Source organism: Segatella copri (assembly GCF_026015465.1).
GTDB classification, from domain to species: domain Bacteria; phylum Bacteroidota; class Bacteroidia; order Bacteroidales; family Bacteroidaceae; genus Prevotella; species Prevotella copri_E.
In genome coordinates, this window is record NZ_JAPDUQ010000002.1 from 950,396 (window position 1) to 971,247 (window position 20,852).

15 protein-coding genes are annotated in these 20,852 nt (G+C 44.7%); 2 read left to right on the forward strand and 13 right to left on the reverse strand.

Annotation, left to right across the window (positions count from 1 at the left end; genetic code table 11):
• The first annotated feature begins 847 nt into the window (after positions 1 to 847).
• On the forward strand, positions 848 to 2,011 hold the full coding sequence (locus ONT08_RS11090; protein WP_264959935.1) for a DegT/DnrJ/EryC1/StrS family aminotransferase: 1,164 nt from the start codon (positions 848 to 850) through the stop codon (positions 2,009 to 2,011).
• Here the strand turns inward: ONT08_RS11090 and ONT08_RS11095 are convergent.
• From ONT08_RS11095 to ONT08_RS11155, 13 genes are all read right to left on the reverse strand, one after another.
• Positions 2,008 to 2,733, reverse strand: a complete 726-nt coding sequence (locus ONT08_RS11095) for a hypothetical protein (RefSeq protein WP_118200611.1) — start codon at positions 2,731 to 2,733, stop codon at positions 2,008 to 2,010. The two genes, ONT08_RS11090 and ONT08_RS11095, sit on opposite strands and share 4 nt — an antisense overlap.
• Positions 2,714 to 3,529, reverse strand: coding sequence for a metallophosphoesterase family protein (locus ONT08_RS11100; protein ID WP_264959936.1), 816 nt, complete (start codon positions 3,527 to 3,529; stop codon positions 2,714 to 2,716). Before ONT08_RS11100 ends, ONT08_RS11095 begins: the two co-directional genes overlap by 20 nt.
• A gap of 46 nt (positions 3,530 to 3,575) precedes the next feature.
• Positions 3,576 to 4,289, reverse strand: a complete 714-nt coding sequence (locus ONT08_RS11105) for a hypothetical protein (RefSeq protein WP_117586616.1) — start codon at positions 4,287 to 4,289, stop codon at positions 3,576 to 3,578.
• A 202-nt stretch (positions 4,290 to 4,491) separates the two neighbouring features.
• Positions 4,492 to 5,553 (reverse strand): 3-isopropylmalate dehydrogenase, encoded by a 1,062-nt coding sequence (gene leuB, locus ONT08_RS11110; protein WP_117693074.1) that lies wholly within the window; start codon positions 5,551 to 5,553, stop codon positions 4,492 to 4,494.
• A 110-nt stretch (positions 5,554 to 5,663) separates the two neighbouring features.
• Positions 5,664 to 7,262: an alpha-isopropylmalate synthase regulatory domain-containing protein gene (locus tag ONT08_RS11115; RefSeq protein ID WP_117586617.1), complete on the reverse strand. Its 1,599-nt coding sequence runs from the start codon at positions 7,260 to 7,262 to the stop codon at positions 5,664 to 5,666.
• A 2-nt stretch (positions 7,263 to 7,264) separates the two neighbouring features.
• On the reverse strand, positions 7,265 to 7,855 hold the full coding sequence (leuD, locus tag ONT08_RS11120; protein WP_006846819.1) for a 3-isopropylmalate dehydratase small subunit: 591 nt from the start codon (positions 7,853 to 7,855) through the stop codon (positions 7,265 to 7,267).
• 111 nt (positions 7,856 to 7,966) lie between these two features.
• On the reverse strand, positions 7,967 to 9,361 hold the full coding sequence (gene leuC / locus ONT08_RS11125) for a 3-isopropylmalate dehydratase large subunit (protein WP_119235914.1): 1,395 nt from the start codon (positions 9,359 to 9,361) through the stop codon (positions 7,967 to 7,969).
• 23 nt (positions 9,362 to 9,384) lie between these two features.
• Entirely contained in the window at positions 9,385 to 10,887 is a 1,503-nt protein-coding gene (locus tag ONT08_RS11130) for a 2-isopropylmalate synthase (protein WP_264959937.1), read from the reverse strand.
• Positions 10,888 to 11,345: 458 nt separating this feature from the next.
• On the reverse strand, positions 11,346 to 12,845 hold the full coding sequence (gene dnaB / locus ONT08_RS11135) for a replicative DNA helicase (protein WP_254974714.1): 1,500 nt from the start codon (positions 12,843 to 12,845) through the stop codon (positions 11,346 to 11,348).
• Complete coding sequence (locus ONT08_RS11140; protein WP_119235915.1) at positions 12,832 to 15,312, reverse strand: tetratricopeptide repeat protein; 2,481 nt, start codon at positions 15,310 to 15,312, stop codon at positions 12,832 to 12,834. Before ONT08_RS11140 ends, dnaB begins: the two co-directional genes overlap by 14 nt.
• Positions 15,313 to 15,319: 7 nt before the next feature.
• Positions 15,320 to 16,231 carry an ABC transporter substrate-binding protein gene (locus ONT08_RS11145; protein WP_264959938.1) on the reverse strand — a complete coding sequence of 304 codons (912 nt, stop codon included), beginning with the start codon at positions 16,229 to 16,231 and terminating at the stop codon, positions 15,320 to 15,322.
• Between the two features lie 21 nt (positions 16,232 to 16,252).
• Positions 16,253 to 17,434, reverse strand: a complete 1,182-nt coding sequence (locus ONT08_RS11150) for a class I SAM-dependent rRNA methyltransferase (protein WP_117586622.1) — start codon at positions 17,432 to 17,434, stop codon at positions 16,253 to 16,255.
• Between the two features lie 54 nt (positions 17,435 to 17,488).
• The gene (locus ONT08_RS11155; RefSeq protein WP_117586623.1) at positions 17,489 to 18,109 is read right to left on the reverse strand and encodes a 3'-5' exonuclease; all 621 of its coding nucleotides are present in this window, start codon (positions 18,107 to 18,109) and stop codon (positions 17,489 to 17,491) included.
• Positions 18,110 to 18,219: 110 nt separating this feature from the next.
• On the opposite strand from ONT08_RS11155, the gene ONT08_RS11160 reads away from it, so the two are divergent.
• Complete coding sequence (locus tag ONT08_RS11160) at positions 18,220 to 20,847, forward strand: FtsK/SpoIIIE family DNA translocase (RefSeq protein ID WP_254974716.1); 2,628 nt, start codon at positions 18,220 to 18,222, stop codon at positions 20,845 to 20,847.
• Positions 20,848 to 20,852: the final 5 nt, after the last annotated feature.

A 20,852-nucleotide genomic window follows, 5' to 3' on the forward strand; every position in this document is an offset into this window, starting at 1 on the left:
CACCGTGTCACCGTGAACACTGAGCAAAGAATGCTCTGTATAGCTCTCTTGCTATGGGCATAATCTCTCCTGTCTCCGCCTCCGTTGGCTTTCGGAAGTAGAGATCCACAAATTACTGTTTTTGTCGCGACGCCTCCAAAGTAGGTAATAAGGTTCTAATCTGTGTCACACGGTGCAAAGATACATAAAATAAAATAAATGAGAGTTCCCACAGTGGGAACTCGTAAACGATAATTACTGCTTTTTAAAATCTTTTAAATGATAAGGACTGAAAAATATATCCGATTCTCGCAAGTTGCAGAAGAATTTGGAGTTGGAAGACACCTTATCTAACTGTTGGGAAGAATCATACCCAACATAGCATATTGACTATATATTGATGGTAACCATTTGTATAGAGAGCAAATCGAATCAAAACAATGATGAACATCCTGTTTGGCAAAAGATTTTTGACATCGAACGCTGTGAAAGGGAAAAAGACGGTTTCGTGACAGTTTTTCCATTTCACAGCTTTTTATTTGGCAATATTTATATAAAACTCTGTTTTCTCGTACAAATAGAAAAGACTCCGTAATGGTTTTTAAAACTTTTTTTTAAGTTGATGGTAATTTTGTTGCCATTTTATTTTTTTGTTTCAGTTTTTTTTAGTACCTTTGCAAACGTTATCCTGAATACAATCTTTTTACCTTAAAGAAAACTAATACCTATTGAATGTAGAGCAGTTGTCTGAGAAGATAGCTGCTCTTGTCTTTTTTATAGCTCCCCATATAATAAATACCGCAAAACATCCGTTTTTATTTATAGAAACAAGTTTTATCACTTGGTATAAATCATCACATAAGAAACAATGGAAACAGAAGTAAAGAAGATATCTTATCTCGACCTGAAGGCTATCAATAAACCATACGAGAAGGAGATAAAGGATGCTATCAACAAGGTGGTCAACAGCGGATGGTATCTGCAAGGTGAAGCCGTAAAAAGGTTTGAGAAATCGTATGCACAGTTTATCGGTACTGAATACTGCATCAGCTGCGCTAATGGGACGGATGCGCTCAAACTGATGCTGATGGGCGAACTGGCTATCGGAAAGATGCAGAAAGGTGATGAAGTGATTGTGCCTGCCAACACTTATTTCGCTACCGTACTTGCCATCAGCAGCGTAGGACTGACACCTGTATTGGTGGATGCCAATATCGATACATTACAGATAGATGACCAACTGATAGAAGCCCGAATCACACCGAAGACCAAAGCCATCATGATTGTTCATCTCTATGGCAAACTGGCATGGACTCCGAAGATTGCTGAAATCTGCAAGAAGCATCATCTCTTGCTTTTCGAAGACAATGCGCAGGGATTCGGATGCTCCACTACTCTATCTGATTCTTCTGAAAAACCATCGAAAAGAAGATATACCGGAAATCTTTCGGATGCTGCCGCCCACAGTTTTTATCCTAGCAAGAATCTGGGAGCATTGGGAGATGCGGGAGCTGTAACTACCAATAACAGGGAATTGGCGGAAGCCATCATGTCACTACACGAATATGGAAAGATAGAAGACGGCGTCTTCAGATACCAGGGCGTAAACTCGCGCATGGATGAGATTCAGGCTGCGGTACTGAATGTGAAACTGCAATATCCTGAGAACGAACAGAAAGCGAGATACAGACAGATACAGCTATACCTGGAGCATCTGGATGACGATATCAAGGACAGATGCATCGCTGCGAAACTCCTCTCTCCTGCTCATGAAAATGTTTTCCACGTCTTCCCTTTCCTTACCCGGAAACGAGACCAACTGAAAGCTTTCCTGGCAGAGAATGGGGTCGGCACAAAGATTCATTACTTCCGCCCACCCTATCTACAGCCATGTTATCCGGAAATGAATCATCTGGAATTTCCGGTAGCCAAGAGAATAGCTGACGAAGAACTGAGTCTGCCTTGCAACTCATCGCTCAACGATGAAGATATCATCAGAGTAAGCAAACTCATCAACCAGTTCTTGGTTTAAAGGTACTGCACCTTGGCACCGATAGAGAGGCCGAAGACATCCCAGAAACTGGCATTGCCATTACGGTAGAAACACATAAAGTAGATATCTGTTGTACCCAACTCATAGAAAAACGTGATACTCTTGATACGCTTACGTTTATTGTGCGGAATATCATACTTAAACCGCTCACCCAAGGCTATATTAGGACGGATGCGGGTAGAAAACGGATAGTAGCCGCTTTCATACTTGGTAGGCTGCTTAGTCCAGAAATCATGTCCGAACACCGTATTGAAATACAGGCTGCACTCCAGCGGTTCAAACCACCAGCCCTTACCGATATTACGACGCCAAGGAATGAAATTTTCCTTGAGCGTCATGGTATACTTTTCATCGTTAGAACTAAACTTTGGGACGTAGCCAAACAAGAGCTGCGTTTCCCATTGGCGATGCTTACCATATTCCCATCCGATACCCAGCGAAACAATACCCATATTACCACAGGTCTGAATGATGCCACTAGTAGGTATCAGCAAATCCCAATGCTTACGGTAACGCATAATGCGGCGGTCATATCGGGTCAGTTTGCCATCCGCCAACACCAGAGTATCATGAACGATACTATCCTTCAGTTCCAACTCCTCACTTTTCCCGGTAACCTCATCGGCAGCATGAACCTGTACAGAACCTGCAGCAAGCAAAGCTCCCAGAATGAATATATGCTTAAAACTCAATAATTTCATAACGATAATCTGTTGGAGTAATGGTGAATATATAGTATTGATGCTTAGCGGCATTAGCCACCTGATAATAGATGATGCCATCGCCATAAATATCTTCTTGCTTGGTATGATGACCATGACCGTAAAGACAGCACATCAAACCTGGGAACTGATGCGTATAAAAATTGAAGACCTTAGCCACATTATTATTAAACTGCTCTGAATAAGGGGCAGCATGCATACAGACAATGGTACGCGAAAAGTCATCTGCATCTGCCTTAACCTGCTCTTCCATGAAATCGAAATTAGGTACAGGGCGGGAATAGTCAAACTCTATGGCATTGGTATTGAGACAGACAAACTTTACCTTACCGGCGATGAAACTGAAATCCGGATTACCAAAGATTTTCTCATAAGCCTGGTTACCTGTTCCCAAACAGTCATGATTACCCAGCAGAGCCACGTATGGAATCTTCAGTTTCTGAAGATGGTCACGGGTCCACTGAAACTCACGGGTAGCACCAAAGTCGGTAAGGTCTCCACAATGAATCACGAAATCGAGGGAATCACTGCGGCGATTGATATCATTAACCTCACTCTTCAAATCATCCAACCACTGGTGTGAATCGCTGATCATAGCAAAACGGATGGTATCTTTCGACTTTACAGCAGCCTCAATCTTCTGAATATTGGTAACATTCAGATTTCTTGCCCCATCGATTTGCACATCATACGGATGAACATCGAAGACGGTATCGCAGGATGCCACCATAAAGAGACAACAGGCAGCCAGGATATAGGGAATAATTTTATGCATTCTTGTCTTATTATCTTTAAAAACTCTTTTTTATAACTCTTAAATACTACTTTTTCTTCTTTTTCAACCTTGCATAGAAACCTTGCAAACGACCAGGCTGACAACCGGCATCGAGCAGTTTCTTCAAATCACGATAGGCTTCGTCTTTTCTTCCTAGCTGAATCAGAATGTCAACATGATTGAAAGCAAAATCCTCGTTACCTGCATCCAGTTCCATTGCCTTAGCGTAATCAAACTCAGCCAATTCAAGCATTCCCCTCTCCTTCTCCATGCCACCTCTTGCAGCATAAGCCATCGCACTATCAGGGTATTGCTCTATCAAGCTATTGATGCCGTCGTATGCCTCGGTATAATGCTTATCTTTCTCATTGAGCAAAGCCAGACCGAGTTGCGCCTGGAAATTGCCAGGAACAAGTACCAGAAGATTCTGATAATCGAGACGTGCAAAGTTATAACGGAGCAACTTCTCATTGACAAAGGCACGATAGAACAAACCGGCGATACTGGTATTGTTCAGAAAGAGTACCTTATCAAGATCATCCTTGGCATATTGCCACTGCTCCAGCTGTATATTCCAAGCAGCCTTTTTCAGTCGCAGATCGATGCTGTCGGGATGATATGCAAGCACTTCTGTAGCCTTGGAGAGTGAATCGCGCAAGGCTTTATTCTGAGCAGCACGTGCTTTGTCGGCATCTACGTTCTGCGCAGATACAGACAAAGAAACGATCGATGCCAATAATAATGTATAAAAACTTTTCATGGTGCAAAGTTAAGAAGACTTTTGCAAACTGCCAAATAAAAAACTATAAAACTTATTTGAGTTTACAAAAAGAACTAAATTTCAGAAAGACAGGACAATAAACAAGAAAAGCCTTAAGAGAAAGAAACACTCCTCTTAAGGCTTTTATCTATAAAGCATCTGGATAGAAAATTCACCCAGCGCCGAAAAATCCATTTACAGATTAAGCATTCTTAATCCAGTTAACAATCCATGCGCCAACCTCAGTTGTGCCATAGTGAGCACCACCCTCAACCTGAATTTCAGGTGTGCGGACATTGGCATCGAGAGAAGCATCTACTGCCTTGCGGATCAAGGCACCCTCCTCGTTCAAGCCGAAGTGCTCCAACAACATAGCTGCAGAAAGAATCTGAGCTACTGGGTTAGCCAGGTTCTTGCCAGCTGCCTGTGGCCATGAACCATGAACAGGCTCGAACAATGGTGTGTGCTCACCGAGAGAGCTAGATGGCTGCAAGCCCATAGAACCGGTGATGCAAGAAGTCTCATCGGTCAGGATATCGCCGAAGGTATTCTCTGTAACGATAACATCGAAGAATGTAGGCTCAGTCAATACGCGCATAGAAGCGTTGTCGATGAACATATAATCGGTGTTTACCTCAGGATACTGTGGCTCCATCTCCTTGGCAATCTGGCGCCAGAGACGAGAAGATGCCAATACATTTGCCTTATCTACCACGGTGAGGTGCTTGTTGCGCTTCATGGCAAACTCGAAAGCTACCTTCAAGATGCGCTCAATCTCAGGACGGGTATAGATATCTGTATCGTATGCCTTATCGTTATCCTGATACTTCTCACCGAAGTACATACCGCCAGTCAACTCGCGGATAACTACAAAGTCAGCACCTTTCAGGAGTTCATCCTTCAATGGTGACTTGTGGAGCAGGCAATCGAATGTAGCCACTGGGCGGACATTGGCGAAGAGGCCCAACTTCTTACGCATAGCGAGCAAGCCCTGCTCAGGACGAACCTTGGCTGTAGGGTTGTTGTCGAAACGTGGGTCACCAACGGCTGCGAAGAGTACAGCATCAGCATCCATACAAGTCTTGAAGGTCTCCTCTGGGAATGGATCACCTACCTCGTCAATAGCGTGAGCGCCGCAGATAGCCTCATTGTAAGTAAACTCGTGGTTGAACTTCTCTGCAATGGCCTGCATAACTGCTACGCCCTGCTTCATAATCTCTGGTCCGATACCATCACCGGCGAGAACTGCAATGTTTAATTTCATCTTATTTGATTTTTTAATTGTTTTATTGTTTATAACCTTCGGAGATAATTCTGTAACCTTCGGAGATATTTTCATAATCTTCGGAGATAATTTCGTAATCTTCGGAGATATTATTCCATATCCAGATTTCGAGGCGATACAGCCTGATCATCGCTCTTATCTGCCTCATACATATTAATCATCTTCAGCGTTGCCTTGATAGCTGCTTCTGTCTGGTCAGCATCCAAGCCTCGGGTGCGCCAGATACGGTCACCTTCACGCCAGGTAATGACGGTCTGAACGAGGGCATCGGTACGACCACCAGGTGGGATGGTTACCTGATAGTTGTCGAGCTTAGGGAAGGTCTTGCCGAGCTTCACCTTGTAGATATTGCGGAGGGCTTTCACGAAAGCATCATACTGACCATCACCGGAGCTCTGGTCTTCATACTCCTTGCCATCGATTTCTACCTTCACGCTGGCTATAGGCTTCAAACCGTATGAGGTTGATACCATGTAACTTACTAGTTTCACCTTATCCTCTGGAGCTCCATGCTTCAATACATCACTCACGATGTATGGCAGGTCGTCCTGGGTTACCAGTTCCTTGCGGTCGCCGAGTTCTGTGATTCGCTTGGTCACCGCCTTGGTCTGCTCAGGCGTCAGTTCCAATCCCAGTTCATTGAGGTTCTGAACGATATTCGCCTTACCAGAGTTCTTACCCAACGCATACTCACGATGTCTGCCGAAACGCTCAGGTACCAGGTCGTTGCAATAAAGCTTGTCCTTGTTGTCACCATCGGCATGCACACCAGCTACCTGGGTAAAGACGTTGTCTCCTACTACCGGAGTATTCGGAGCCACGGCAATGCCACTATATCCTTCAACCAATCGGGAAATATCGTTCAGACGGTCTTCCTTAATATTGGTCTTTGCCTCGAACATGTCTTTCAGAATCACCTGAACACTTGCCAATGGTGCATTGCCACAACGCTCACCCAGACCATTCACGGTAACGTGAAGACCCTTGGCGCCGCTCAATACGGCAGCCAGCGAGTTGCTCACAGCCAGATCGTAGTCGTTATGGGCATGGAAATCGAAGTGAGAATTCGGATAACGGCGCACCATCTGACGCATATACTCCACACACTGCAATGGGTTCAGAATACCCAACGTATCAGGAAGAAGGAAGCGCTTGATAGGCAGTTTTACCAACTCATCCATCATCATGAAGAGATAGTCACGACTGTCACGCATACCGCTCGACCAGTCCTCCAAGTAGAGATTCACGGTGAATCCCTTGCTCAAAGCATAGTCGATAGTCTGCTTGATATGAGCGAGATGCTCCTCTGGCGACATCTTGAGTTGCTGGGTGCAGTGCTTGTAGCTACCCTTAGCCAAGAGGTTGATGACATGACCGCCGCATTCAGCAATCCAATCCACACTCTTGTTGTTATCCACGAATCCCAATACCTCAACGGAATCCAGTTTACCTATAGTCTTAGCATAACGGCAAATTCGAGCGACAGCATCCTTTTCACCTTCTGACACACGCGCTGAAGCCACCTCAATGCGATCTACATTGATGTCGTGCAACAGCATTCTTGCTATCATCAACTTCTCGTGAGGAAGGAAACTGACACCATTGGTCTGCTCGCCGTCGCGCAGCGTGCAGTCCATGATCTCAATCTCCTTGATGCGGGAATTATCTCTCTTTGCGTTAACGTTCATAATTACTTGTTTTTAGCTTCCCAAGCCTCAACCTTGTCGCGGTTCTGAACGAGGAAGTCTACATCGTCCAAACCATTCTCCAAACAGTGTTTCTTGTAGCCGTTGATTTCGAAGTGCTCGCTCTTGCCGGTAGCAAGATTGGTCACGGTCTGGTTAGGAAGATCTACCTTCACCTCTGTCTTGTGATCCTTGTCGATGCTCTCGAAGAGTTCCTTCAGGAATTCCTCGCTTACTACTACTGGCAATACGAGGTTGTTCAACTCGTTGTTCTTGTGGATATCAGCAAAGAAAGAGCTGATAACAACACGGAAGCCTGCACCAGCGATAGCCCAGGCAGCGTGCTCACGGGAAGAACCGGAGCCGAAGTTCTTGCCAGCTACGAGAATGACACCACTGTAAGATGGGTCGTTCATCACGAAGTCTGGCTTTGGAGTTCCGTCGGCATTATAACGCCAGTCGCGGAAGAGGTTGTCGCCCATACCCTCCTTGTCGATGGCCTTGAGGAAACGGGCTGGGATGATCTGGTCTGTATCTACATTCTCCAAAGGAAGAGGAATGCAGCTTGATGTAATTACATTGAATTTCTGTTTCATCGTTGTTGTAATGTTTAATTTTTAATGTTTAGTGTTTACTTGATTGGATCGTGACTGACAGTTATAAGGCGAAGCCCAACTAATCACTAATCACTAATCATTAATCACTATTTACATAAACTCTCTTGGGTCGGTAATCTTACCTGTAATAGCGGCAGCTGCTGCTACGTATGGACTGGCAAGGATGGTGCGGGAACCTGGTCCCTGACGACCCTCGAAGTTACGGTTGGATGTACTTACAGAGTACTTGCCTGCAGGAATCTTATCATCGTTCATTGCCAGGCAGGCAGAGCATCCAGGCTGACGGATTTCGAAGCCGGCAGCCTCAACAATCTTATCAATTCCCTCTTCACGTATTTGTTTATCAACCAACCATGAACCTGGTACAAGCCAAGCAGTTACGCCATCTGCCTTCTTTTTTCCTTTAACAAGAGAAGCGAAAGCACGGAAGTCTTCAATACGACCATTGGTACATGCGCCCAAGAATACATAATCGATAGGATGACCCTCGAGTTTCTCGCCTGGCTGGAAGCCCATGTAGTTGAGGCTCTTCTTGAAACCAGCCTGCTCTTCCTCAGGAATCTCATCGAGAGTTGGGATATTCCCGGTAATGCCGATACCCATACCTGGGTTGGTACCATAGGTGATACGTGGTTCGATATCCTTTGCCTCGAAAGTCAACTCTTTGTCGAATACAGCATCATCGCCACTCTTCAAGGTCTTCCAGTAAGCCACAGCCTTGTCCCACTCTTCACCCTTAGGTGCATATTCACGACCCTTGATGTACTCGAATGTTGTCTCATCAGGAGCTACGAAACCACCACGGGCACCCATCTCGATAGAGAGGTTACAGAGGGTAAGACGACCTTCCATAGACATATCCTTCACTACATCGCCACTGTACTCAACGAAGTAACCGGTAGCACCTGAAGTAGTAAGCTGGCTCATCAGATAGAGAGCAACGTCCTTGGCAGTAACACCCTTGCCGAGCTTGCCGTTGATGCTGATACGCATAGACTTTGGCTTGCTCTGGAGAATACATTGTGAAGCCATCACCATCTCGACCTCAGAAGTACCGATACCGAAAGCTACGGCACCCATGGCACCATGGGTAGAAGTATGAGAGTCGCCGCAGACAATAGTCATACCAGGAAGAGAAAGACCCTTCTCTGGACCTACCACGTGGATGATACCATTATCCTTTGTGTTCATGGCAAAGTGAGTAACACCGAAATCAGCGGTATTCTTTGCCAAGGTATCTACCTGCTTCTTTGAGATAGGATCCTCGATTGGTTTATCCTGATCGTGAGTTGGAGTATTGTGGTCAGGCATACAGAAAATCTGGTCTGGACGGAACATCTTGAGTCCGCGTGCTCGCATACCAGCGAATGCCTGAGGTGATGTTACTTCGTGACAGTAGAGACGGTCGATGTAAAGCTGTGTAGGACCGTCCGGAACAATCTGGACAACGTGCTTGTCCCAAATCTTGTCGAATAATGTATTCATAATATCTCTTGTTATATATATGTTTATCTAATCTTAAACTTGTTAATACAATCAATGTAAGCCTCAACAGAAGCCGTAACGATGTCGGTATCTGCACCGAAACCATAATATACATGACCATCGTATTCCACCTGCATGTGAACCTTGCCCACATCATCAGAGCCCTTGTCGATAGCCTGGATGGTGAACTCCTTGAGGTTCATCTCCTTGGTGATGACCTTCTTGAGAGCATTGATAGCAGCATCTACCGGACCATTACCAGATGATGCAGCCTCAAACTTCTGACCTGCAATATCAAGACCTATACTTGCCACGCTCTTCACGCCCTTACCTGTAGTAACCTGCAACCAGTCGAGCTGAACACCATGCTTATCAGCAGAATCAGCACCGGCAAGCATCAAAACATCCTCATCGGTAACTTCCTTCTTCTTATCAGCCAACTGGAGGAACTTCTTGTAAATCTTGTCGAGCTTCTCCTCATCATTAATCTCTACACCATTGACATGGAGACGGTACTTCAATGCAGCACGACCAGAACGGGCTGTCAGAACGATAGCATTGTCATCCAATCCCACATCCTTAGGATCAATGATTTCGTAAGTCTGAACATTCTTCAAGACACCATCCTGATGGATACCGGAAGAATGAGCAAATGCATTGCGACCCACGATAGCCTTGTTTGGCTGGACAGGCATATTCATCAGACTGCTCACCATGCGTGAGGTAGGAATAATCTTGGTGGTATTGATATTGGTATCAATATTGATATGCTTGTGACACTTCAGAATCATGGCAATCTCTTCGAGCGAAGTATTACCTGCACGCTCACCGATACCATTGATGGTAACCTCAACCTGGCGTGCACCATTCAAAACACCCTGCAGGGTATTGGCAGTAGCCATACCGAGGTCGTTATGACAGTGGGTAGAAAGGCGTGCCTTGTCAATGCCATCAACATGCTCCATGAGATACTTGATTTTGTCACCATATTCATCAGGCAGACAATAACCTGTAGTATCAGGAATGTTCACTACAGTAGCACCCGCCTTGACAACAGCCTCTACGACACGAGCCAGATACTCATTATCGGTACGGCCTGCATCCTCAGCATAGAACTCAACGTCCTCAACATACTTTTTAGCATACTTGACAGCAGCTACAGCACGTTCGATAATTTCCTCGCGGGTAGAATTGAACTTATACTTGATATGACTGTCGCTGGTACCGATACCGGTATGGATTCTCTTATGCTTGGCATACTGCAAAGCCTCAGCAGCACAATCAATATCTTTTTCTACGGCACGGGTAAGTGCACAAATAGTAGGCCAGGTTACAGCCTTAGAGATTTCTACCACTGAACTGAAGTCGCCCGGACTTGATATTGGAAATCCAGCCTCAATTACATCCACGCCCAACTGCTCCAGTTGCTTTGCCACCTGAATCTTCTCAACTGTGTTCAACTGACATCCAGGAACCTGTTCGCCATCGCGGAGGGTCGTGTCGAAAATGTATAATCTGTCACTCATATCTTTAAAATTTTAAATTTACACCTTATTATATATATAAGAGCTACACATTCAGAACGCACTACGTTTATATAGCAATCCGTGCAGAAGCATCAGATAAAGTAAAAAGCCTTCCCCCACTCCATAGACGGAAGTGTAGAAAGGCTTTTAATATCTTAAGCGATGAACTATACGCACACCTTATCACTTCCGCCCACAAACTGCAGTCGAAGTCGAATAATAATGCTTGTAATGTTCAACAATGTTGTTCTCATATCTATCTTATTATGTTATATTCTTAAATTCGCATGCAAAGGTAACACTTTTATTTGATACTAGCAAACAATTTATAACTTTTTTAATAGAAATGATAACAAATTCCTATAACCCTATGGTTTTTTCACCCAAAAACGTTAATTCTGCGCAAGAATTTGGCGAAAAAGCCAGTTTTTGAGTGAAAAAATTGACAAACTCTAACCTTAGAAAGGCAGATTCTCTGCAGGCGGCGGTGGTAGCGGACTACCATCCTGCCCTCCGCCATTCATCCTAGAGCCTACAATCTCACCACCTTCTTCGACAGGTGCTGCTGCAGCATCCTGCGGATCCTGGAATCGGGTAAATTCTCCACGGAAGTTCAGGAGAACATCTCCAACAGAGCCCTTACGGTGCTTGGCAATGATAATCTGTGCCATACCATGAAGGTCATTACCCTTTTCATCCTGATAGATGTGATAATATTCCGGGCGGTGAACGAAAAGCACCATATCGGCATCCTGCTCGATGGCACCGGATTCACGGAGGTCACTCAACTGAGGTCGCTTTCCTTCCAAACCCTCACGGTTCTCTACATTACGGGAGAGCTGCGAAAGAGCAAGCACAGGAATATTCAGCTCTTTGGCAATACCTTTGAGCGAACGGGAGATGGTAGATACCTCCTCCTGACGGCTACCAAACTTCATACCATTGGCATTCATCAGCTGGAGATAGTCGATCATCAACAGTTTAACACCCTTTTCCCTTACCAGTCGGCGCGCCTTGGTACGGAGTTCGAAAACAGAAAGACCAGGCGTATCATCAATATAAATAGGTGCACCTGTCAGTTTTCTCAGTTTTTTATCCAACCGCTCCCATTCTGGCTGTTCCAATTGTCCGTTCAGTATTTTTTTACCCGAAATCTCGCAAACATTCGAGATGAGTCGGTTCACCAACTGAACGTTATTCATTTCCAGAGAGAAGAATCCGATAGGCACATTATAATCTACCGCCACATTCTTGGCAATACTCAATGCAAAGGAAGTCTTACCCATGGCAGGACGACCGGCGATAATCACAAGGTCGGACGGTTGCCAACCTGATGTCATATCATCCAACCCACGATAACCCGTAGGAATACCGGTAAGACCACCCGAGTTTTGAGCAGCGCGCTGCAAGATAGCAACGGCCTCCTTTACAACCGGATCAATCTGTGTATAATCCTGCTTCATATTGTTCTGCGAAAGCTGGAAGAGTTCACCTTCAGCTTTCTGCATCAGTTCATCCACATCCACACCTTCTTCATACGCCATCGTCTCGATGTCGCCGGCATAATGAATCAGCTGGCGCTGCATATATTTCTGCGCCAGGATACGGGCATGCGACTCTACATGGGCAGCCGAAGCCATGCCTGCAGAAATATCCATGAGATATTGTGCTCCTCCCACCTTATCCAATTCGCCAGTCTTGGCTAACTGATCGGCAAGAGTCATGATATCTACAGGCCGTTCCTCCATGTTCATCACCTGGATAGCCTGATATATTCTCTTATGACGCGGGTCATAAAAAGTATCCGGCTTGAGCAACTCCGACACCACCGAAAAGGCATCAGAATCTATCATCAAGGCACCCAGTACCGCCTGCTCCACATTCACAGCCTGCGGCTGCAAATGGGCGTAGGTTGGATCTATCTGTACCTTATTCTTATTTTTATTATTCTCCGCCATCTTTATTATTTTTCCTTTCCTCGGTAACCTTTTTTGTCATAAATTCCAATTCTATAGGTGCTATACCACGCTTATCAAGCCATTCTCCCATCTCGAGCAGTCCATATTCATCCACATCTCCTCCAAAACAGGCAGCGTAATTTGCCGCTTCATCGAAATAGCTGACAGCAACAGCTCCTCCCTCTTTCACCAGAATGCAGAGACCGTAATAGAAGTATTTCATAGACTCCCATCTGTGATCCACTGAGTGAGAAACTTTTTTCATCATTGTAGATAACATCTTCATGAACATCTGCTCAACATGTTCCTGATCTATGTCTTTCAGATCAGCCTGCAACAGCTTTTTCATTTCATCTTCCTGACACTTCTGAATATAAGGTTCAATCAGAGCCATTGCTCTGTCTATGTTCTTATCGCCTTCAGAATCTGTAAAGAGCAAAGAGAAAGCCAGTCTGCATTCTATCTGTTCCTCCTTAGGATGCTGTTCATCTAACAGGAAAGCCAATTGCAACGCCTCATTAAAACGATGAAATTTCAATGAAAGATCTATCTTTTTCAACTGGAGTTTAAACTGCTTATCCTTGTCAGTCTCCAACTTGATTATTTCATCCAAAGTAGAAAATGCATTTTCATCTTCACATTTCTCTTCTATTTTTAACTTCAGCTCATAGGCTGCCTTATATTTTGAGTTTACCTCCAAGATGTCACAGACGTAATCAAGCGCATCGCTATAATTTTTCTCCGAATAGTATGCCAGCGCAAGCATCATTTGCTCTTCTTCTGTATATTGCGACAGATTACGCAAAATCCTGCTGACAAAGGCAAAATCGCCTCTCTTGGCTGAGAAACGGGCCAGCGACAGGCGATACTTGTCATATTCCGGTTTAGCAAACAGTCCCGTTGTCATGAATGGTATTTCCTTCTGCACTTCGAAAGGATTATCAAATGCCTTCCTCATTGGAGAGAGAGTATAGAATCGGTAGAGGTCCTGCACATAGCGATGACGAACCCTAATGGCACGTTTCTTCTTTTTCTCTTCAGAGAGATTCTCTTCATGTTCCATTACCGAATCAAGCAGTGTGACATTTTCTGAATCCTTTGCTTCTGTAGAATCAGTCTCATCCTCTACTGACTCTTCGGTATTCTGCTCTTTTTCCACCTCATCTTCTTCGTCATAAAAAACAGGACCAGACACCATATTTTCCGGGGCAACATCCAATGATTTAATAAATTCCTTAGATGTATTATTCAATGAAAGAATGACGCTATACAGGTCAGTATCACACATAGATGCACCTTTCAGGAGATTATTGACGAAATTGCGATGCTGATTCATCACCCCCCGTACACTCTTGAGCGTAGAATTACGTACATAGAAAGGAACAAACCAGTTATAGAGTGAATGGAAATGACCGAAACACTTCTGATTGGCAAACTGATGATAATACACATCAACTCCAATATCTTCTGAGTTCAACATATAGTTAAAGGCTCCTTGAATAGCCTCTTCCGGATCTTCACCATCTGCAGTAAATTCATCAAGTCCCACCTTACCCCTATCTTTCAGTTTTTCTGCCAAATCTTGGGTAAAAGTGGAGAACATGGTCTTCACTACAGAATGCATCATCTCCTTGCTATCCTTTTTACTAGTAAGGCATAGACGCATCTGACGCTGGAGATCAACGCAGGCGGCCAATAAAACATCATCTGTGACCGTGGCGGCAGCTGCTCGCCAACACGCATCACTTTCAGCCGGATTGGTTATCACGGAGAAAACAAAACCCACAAAGGCGCGTTCACGAACACTACAACTGCCGGCAGACTTAAACAAGCGAAGCAAGAGTCCGATTTTTTCAGGAACCATGAATACAGAGCAAGACAAGGAGACTGCCGAAACTATCATATTGATGGTGTATGGATCTACCAAATCGGAATCAATGATACTACGAATCGCCAAAATGAAATCCTCATTCCAATCATCAGTCACCATAATATAAGAAAACACCATATTGCGATAAGCATTAAGCTGCTCTTGTATCTTTTGTCTTTCCTCGTCTATCTGTTCTTCAGAAAAGCCAACTTTCAGATTAAGCATAGCTTCATCTGTGGCAAATTTCTCAAAGGTTTCCTGTACCTCATCAAAACTTGTCAGTTTTAGGGCTCTTTTGTTAAGTGCAACAAACGTAGGCTCATTTGCCAAAATCCAAGCGTGACGCACTTTACCAAAGAAATTATCAGTATCAAGATCTAAAGTTTGAGCAAGATTATAAAGCTCTCGGTGTTTAAGCTTGCCGTCTATATAATCATGATACAAATCATCATATCTTTTTTCAATTTCCGCAATTCCAGGCTGACACGATTCGAGCCCCACTTCCTGGTCAATTATCTTGCGAATAGCCTCAATTCTGGATATAGTAGTAACATGTTCATGCGAAAACTTTGTCCAGCAAAAATCTTCTCTTTTCATAAGCCGTTTATTTTTGTGCTACAGCCAAATCACGACGTCTTGGTTCCATAGCGTGTTCATATTTAAGTTTTGGAAGATTACTGATGGTTTTAGCATCGGCGCCCGTATATTTTGTGATGATACTTGCATAATGCTGTACCCCACGGCTGTTTATGCTATCAACAGCAATATTATACGCCTTGATAAACTTGGCAACTTGGTCTTTACGGCGCGGCTCTGAAAGTATTTTCTTGCGGAAAGCCACAACACCTAACTGCAAGTTCTTATCTCTGCTGTCAAAGAGTTTTACATGCTGTTCAAGTCGGGCTTTGGTTGCTTGAGGTTCTGGCAGCAACATGGCATCCATCTCGTTGTTAAGCAACATACGCAGACGGATGTTCAAATCGTTGATTTGAACCTTATAAGCATCATATTTAGGCTTACCGCTATCGATTGCTAAAGTAGCCAGATAATCAGTTGCAGAGTAGCGGGTCATTGCCACCATCTTATCTGACAGCTGTTTCAGTTCGGATATACGCGAACGCTTATTGGTGATAAACTGCCAATAAAGATTGGTAGAAATAGGGTACGCCAAAGCAGTACCCCGTTTCTCTATATGATGTGCACGAATCAGATCGGTCACGGCTCCCTCTACGCGCTTGCGCTCGATAGCAGTATCACAATCCATTTGTGCAGTATATCTACGCAAATGTACGTCTACACCTTGCTGCTGGAAGATACTGTCATCACATGCCAGAAAGATTGGCAGGCAGTCCATTGTTGGCATCACCGCTATCTTCAGCGCAGCACGGTCTAGGCTATCCAATCTAGCCTTTTCCTTCTTGCTCAAGCGATGACGTTCCGCTTCCGACTTGCCACATCCTGCAAATCCTATAGCCAGCAAGAGCATCAAGGCTGTAAACGTTTTGAACTTATTCATTATCTATCCTTTAATCATTTGTTATTCTACATAGAGAACCAATCCCTTCAAATATTCACCTTCCGGATGATAAATATTGATAGGATGGTCGGCAGGCTGGTGCAACTGGTGCAAGATGCGAACCTTTCTTCCAGCCTGCGCTGCAGCAGTAAACACAGCATTGCGGAACTGATCCTTCGTAACCACCTGAGAGCAACTGAAGGTAAAAAGGATGCCGCCCTTCTTAATACGCTGCAAGCCCTTTACGTTCAGGCGGGTATAGCCCTTCAACGCATTGCGTAAAGCCGCACGGTGCTTGGCAAAAGCAGGAGGATCAAGAACAATCAGATCATACTGCTGGTCATGTTCATCAAGATACTTGAAGGCATCTTCGCAGAATGCTTCATGGCGTGCATCTCCAGGGAAATTGAGCGCAATATTCTCATTGGTCAATTCTATCGCCTTGGCACTGCTGTCTACGGAATGAACAGCCTTAGCCTCGCCTCTCATCGCATAAACAGAAAAACCGCCGGTATAGCAGAACATGTTGAGCACGCTCTTACCCTTGGCATAATGCTCGAGCAGCGAACGGTTCTCACGCTGATCTACGAAGAAACCCGTTTTCTGACCACGCAACCAGTCGATATGGAATTTCAGTCCATTCTCTACAGCAACATCGTCAGCATCACCTCCCAGTATAAAGCCATTTTCCTGTCTGAGGTCAGCCTTATATGGTAAGGTTGTCTCACTCTTATAGTAGATATTCTCCAGTGCTTCGCCCATCACCTTCTTCAAGGCTTTGGCTATCTCCATGCGGCAAACATGCATACCCACACTATGAGCCTGCATGACAGCAGTAGGACCATAGCAGTCGATAACAAGTCCCGGCAAGTTATCGCCCTCACCATGGACCAAGCGATAAGTAGTATTGGATGAATTACCGGCAATACCCAAAGCGAGTCTCATCTTATATGCCGAATCCAATCTGGCACACCAGTACTCCTCACCAATCTCAATATCTCTAAAAGAAAGAACACGTACAGCGATAGAACCGATCTGATAATGACCTATAGCAATGAATTCACCACTACGGGTAAACACTCTCACAATGTCGCCCTCCTCTATGCCCTCATCCATTGTCTGGATAGCACCCGAGAAGATCCATGGATGAAAACGCTTGAGCGATTCTTCCTTACCTTTCTTTAAATATACGCTTTTATACATATTTATATATGAAGTTTCTTACGATTATCAATTTCTATTCCTTACCACCTTATATCATACCCTGAGTTCATCGAGCTCGTAATCGCCTGTAGCAGACAAACGCTTAAATTCCTCATACAGATTAATGCAGCACCAGGCATCTGTAGCTGCATAGAGAGCCTGCGATTCCTTCAAATCGCTAGCCTCCCAATTGCTCAACCGTTGCGCCTTGCTGATTTTCTGGTGAAACAGGTTAGCATACAGTTTCTGCAGACTCATGTCTGCGATACCAAAGTTCTTTGCAACATCCTGCAACTCGATAAAGTAACCAGCCTTAAAAGCAGCTCGCTTATGGAGCTGCAGCAAGTCATCGTGCCAGGAAAGTCCTACTTTTGGCACGGTGGTATCTTCGAGCAAGCGAATGATGGCAGGAGTCATGCCCGTATGATGCAGGCGGAAGAGATAACATGTATCATGTGTACTCACCTGCAACAACGAAACATGGTAAGCCTGACCACGCTTGAATGATGGGCGCGTTTCAGTATCCACGCCCAGTATATAATGGCTAAGTAGGTCATTAACAGCCGCTTCTGTATCTTCAGGCTTGTCAACGACTACGATTTTGCCAGGAAACAAAGCTCTTGGCAAATTCGTGATTGCCGCCTTGTCGAAACTAGTGAAAATAATCTTCATTATACTTTTTATTCTTTACAAGTTGCAAAATTAGAAAAAAAAGATGAGAAAAAGAATTGTTTTCTCAATTATTTTCGCTAATTTTGCAGATAAATTATTCAAAAATATATAAAATGGCTAAAAAAAGAACTGAAAAAAAGACCAAAACTTTTAGCGAAGCTATTGGTTTACAGTATATTTTCAACAATACTATCACCGACTTTTTCATTGGATTAGCCTTGGTAGTTATTGCTGTGGTTATCATCATCGCTATGATCTCCTTTCTCAACACAGGAGCCAATGACCAGAGTTTGCTCGAAAATCTGAAGCCGGGCGAATGGACCAACACGGAAAAACAGTTTCAGAACTACTGCGGATCCTGGGGAGCCATTGTATCCTATTGGCTCATTGTCATCAATTTCGGATTTCCAGCCTTCTTGCTCCCATTCTTTGTCATCATGGTGGGATTGCAGATGATGCATGCCTACAAGCTGAACCTGTGGAAATGGTTCTTCTGCATGATTGTGATCATACTATGGATGTCGGTAACCTTTGCCAAGTTCATCGCACCTATCATGCCAAGCCTCATCTTCAATCCGGGCGGAAAGCACGGACTCTTTGTCGTGCAGAATCTGGAGAACATCATGGGTCCTCCAGGACTTACTGCCATTCTTTTCTTCGTGGCGGTAGCATTCCTCACCTATCTCACCACTGAAACTATTACGGTTATCAGAAAAGCACTCAACCCTATCGATTATATATCAAATAAGGTGAAATTTGAGATTACTAACCATGGAAAGAACAGGAAAGATACGGAAGCTATCGACGAGGTATACGCCAACGCAGCATATGGTCCTGGCACAGAGGATGAGAAAGAAGAATATAAGGAAGAAGAACCTGCCAAAGTCATCGACCTGAATCTGGATCCGGACCAGACTTTCGCAAACCCGGACACACCTTCTACGTCTGTTGAGTCAGAGGCAGACGGACAGGAAGCTACAGGAACAGAAGGTGATACAGACAAAGATGAAACCATCGCTATAGCCAACGGCACGCAGAACGAGAATATGTCACTCATTGCACGTCAGCGCGAACTCCGTACAAAACGGGCTGAACAGGAAGCATTGGAAAAGCAAGCTGCCGAGGCTGCTGCAGCTTCTGAGCATATAGGTATGGACATCTCTGTAGCCACAGCCGACGAGAAGGCTACAGGCAACACCTTGAGCAATGCAGAAGTACTGAATACTCCAATCAATCCGAAGGAGCCGTTCACCAGATATAAATATCCGGTACTCAACCTTCTGAAGAAGTATGAGGATGACGGCGTATCCATCGATGAGGAAGAGCAGCGCGCCAACAAAAACCGCATCATCGAGGTGCTGGGCAACTTTGGCGTACAGATCAAAACCATCCGTGCTACGGTTGGTCCTACCATCACACTCTACGAAATCCAGCCTGCAGAAGGCGTACGTATCTCTAAGATCAAGAATCTGGAAGATGACATTGCCTTGAGTCTGGCAGCTCTCGGCATCCGTATCATCGCTCCTATCCCAGGTAAGGGAACCATCGGTATTGAGGTACCTAACGCAAAGGCGAACATCGTTAGTATGGAAAGTACTTTAAACTCAAAGAAATTCCAGGAAACCAAGATGGAGTTACCTATCGCTTTGGGTAAGACCATTACCAACGAAGTGTTTATGGTTGATTTGGCAAAGATTCCTCACCTGCTTGTTGCGGGTGCTACCGGACAAGGTAAATCTGTAGGTTTGAATGCCATCATCACTTCTTTATTATACAAGAAACATCCAAACGAACTCAAACTGGTTCTCATCGACCCTAAGAAGGTGGAGTTTAGCGTCTACTCCCGTATTGCCAATAAGTTTATGGCTGCGGTTCCTGATGAGGAAGAACCTATCATAACCGACGTAACCAAGGTGGTTAGAACCCTGAACAGTCTGTGTGTACTGATGGATAGCCGTTACGACTTGCTCAAAAAGGCAGGAGCACGTAACATCAAAGAATACAACCAGAAGTATATCAACCACAAGTTGAAGTTGACAGATGGACATGAGTATATGCCATACATCGTGGTGATTATAGATGAGTTCGGTGATCTGATCATGACAGCCGGCAAAGAAGTAGAACTTCCTATTGCCCGTATCGCCCAGCTGGCACGTGCCGTGGGTATCCACATGATTATTGCCACCCAGCGTCCTACAACCAGCATCATCACGGGTAATATCAAGGCTAACTTCCCTGGCCGTATCGCCTTTAAGGTTACATCTGCCATCGACTCAAAGACCATTCTTGACCGTACAGGAGCCAACCAGCTGATTGGTCGTGGTGATATGCTCTATCTCTGCGGCAACGAACCTGTACGTGTACAGTGTGCCTTTGTTGATACACCTGAAATCGAGCGCATCAACGAGTATATCTGCGAACAGCCTGGCCCTATCGAACCTATGGAGTTGCCAGAACCAGCTAATGATGAAGGAAGCGCAGGTGGAAGCGGCAGCATCAGTGCCCGCGAACTGGATCCGTTCTTCGAAGAGGCAGCCCATGCGATTGTTCTTTCACAGCAGGGTTCTACCAGCATGATCCAGCGCCGGTTCAGTATCGGCTATAACCGTGCAGGACGATTAATGGACCAGATGGAAGCTGCAGGCATCGTAGGTGCAGCACAGGGCAGCAAGCCTCGTGAGGTACTGATACAGGATGAAAACCAGCTTAATAATCTGTTAATGGCACTTCGAAACTCTTAATTTTA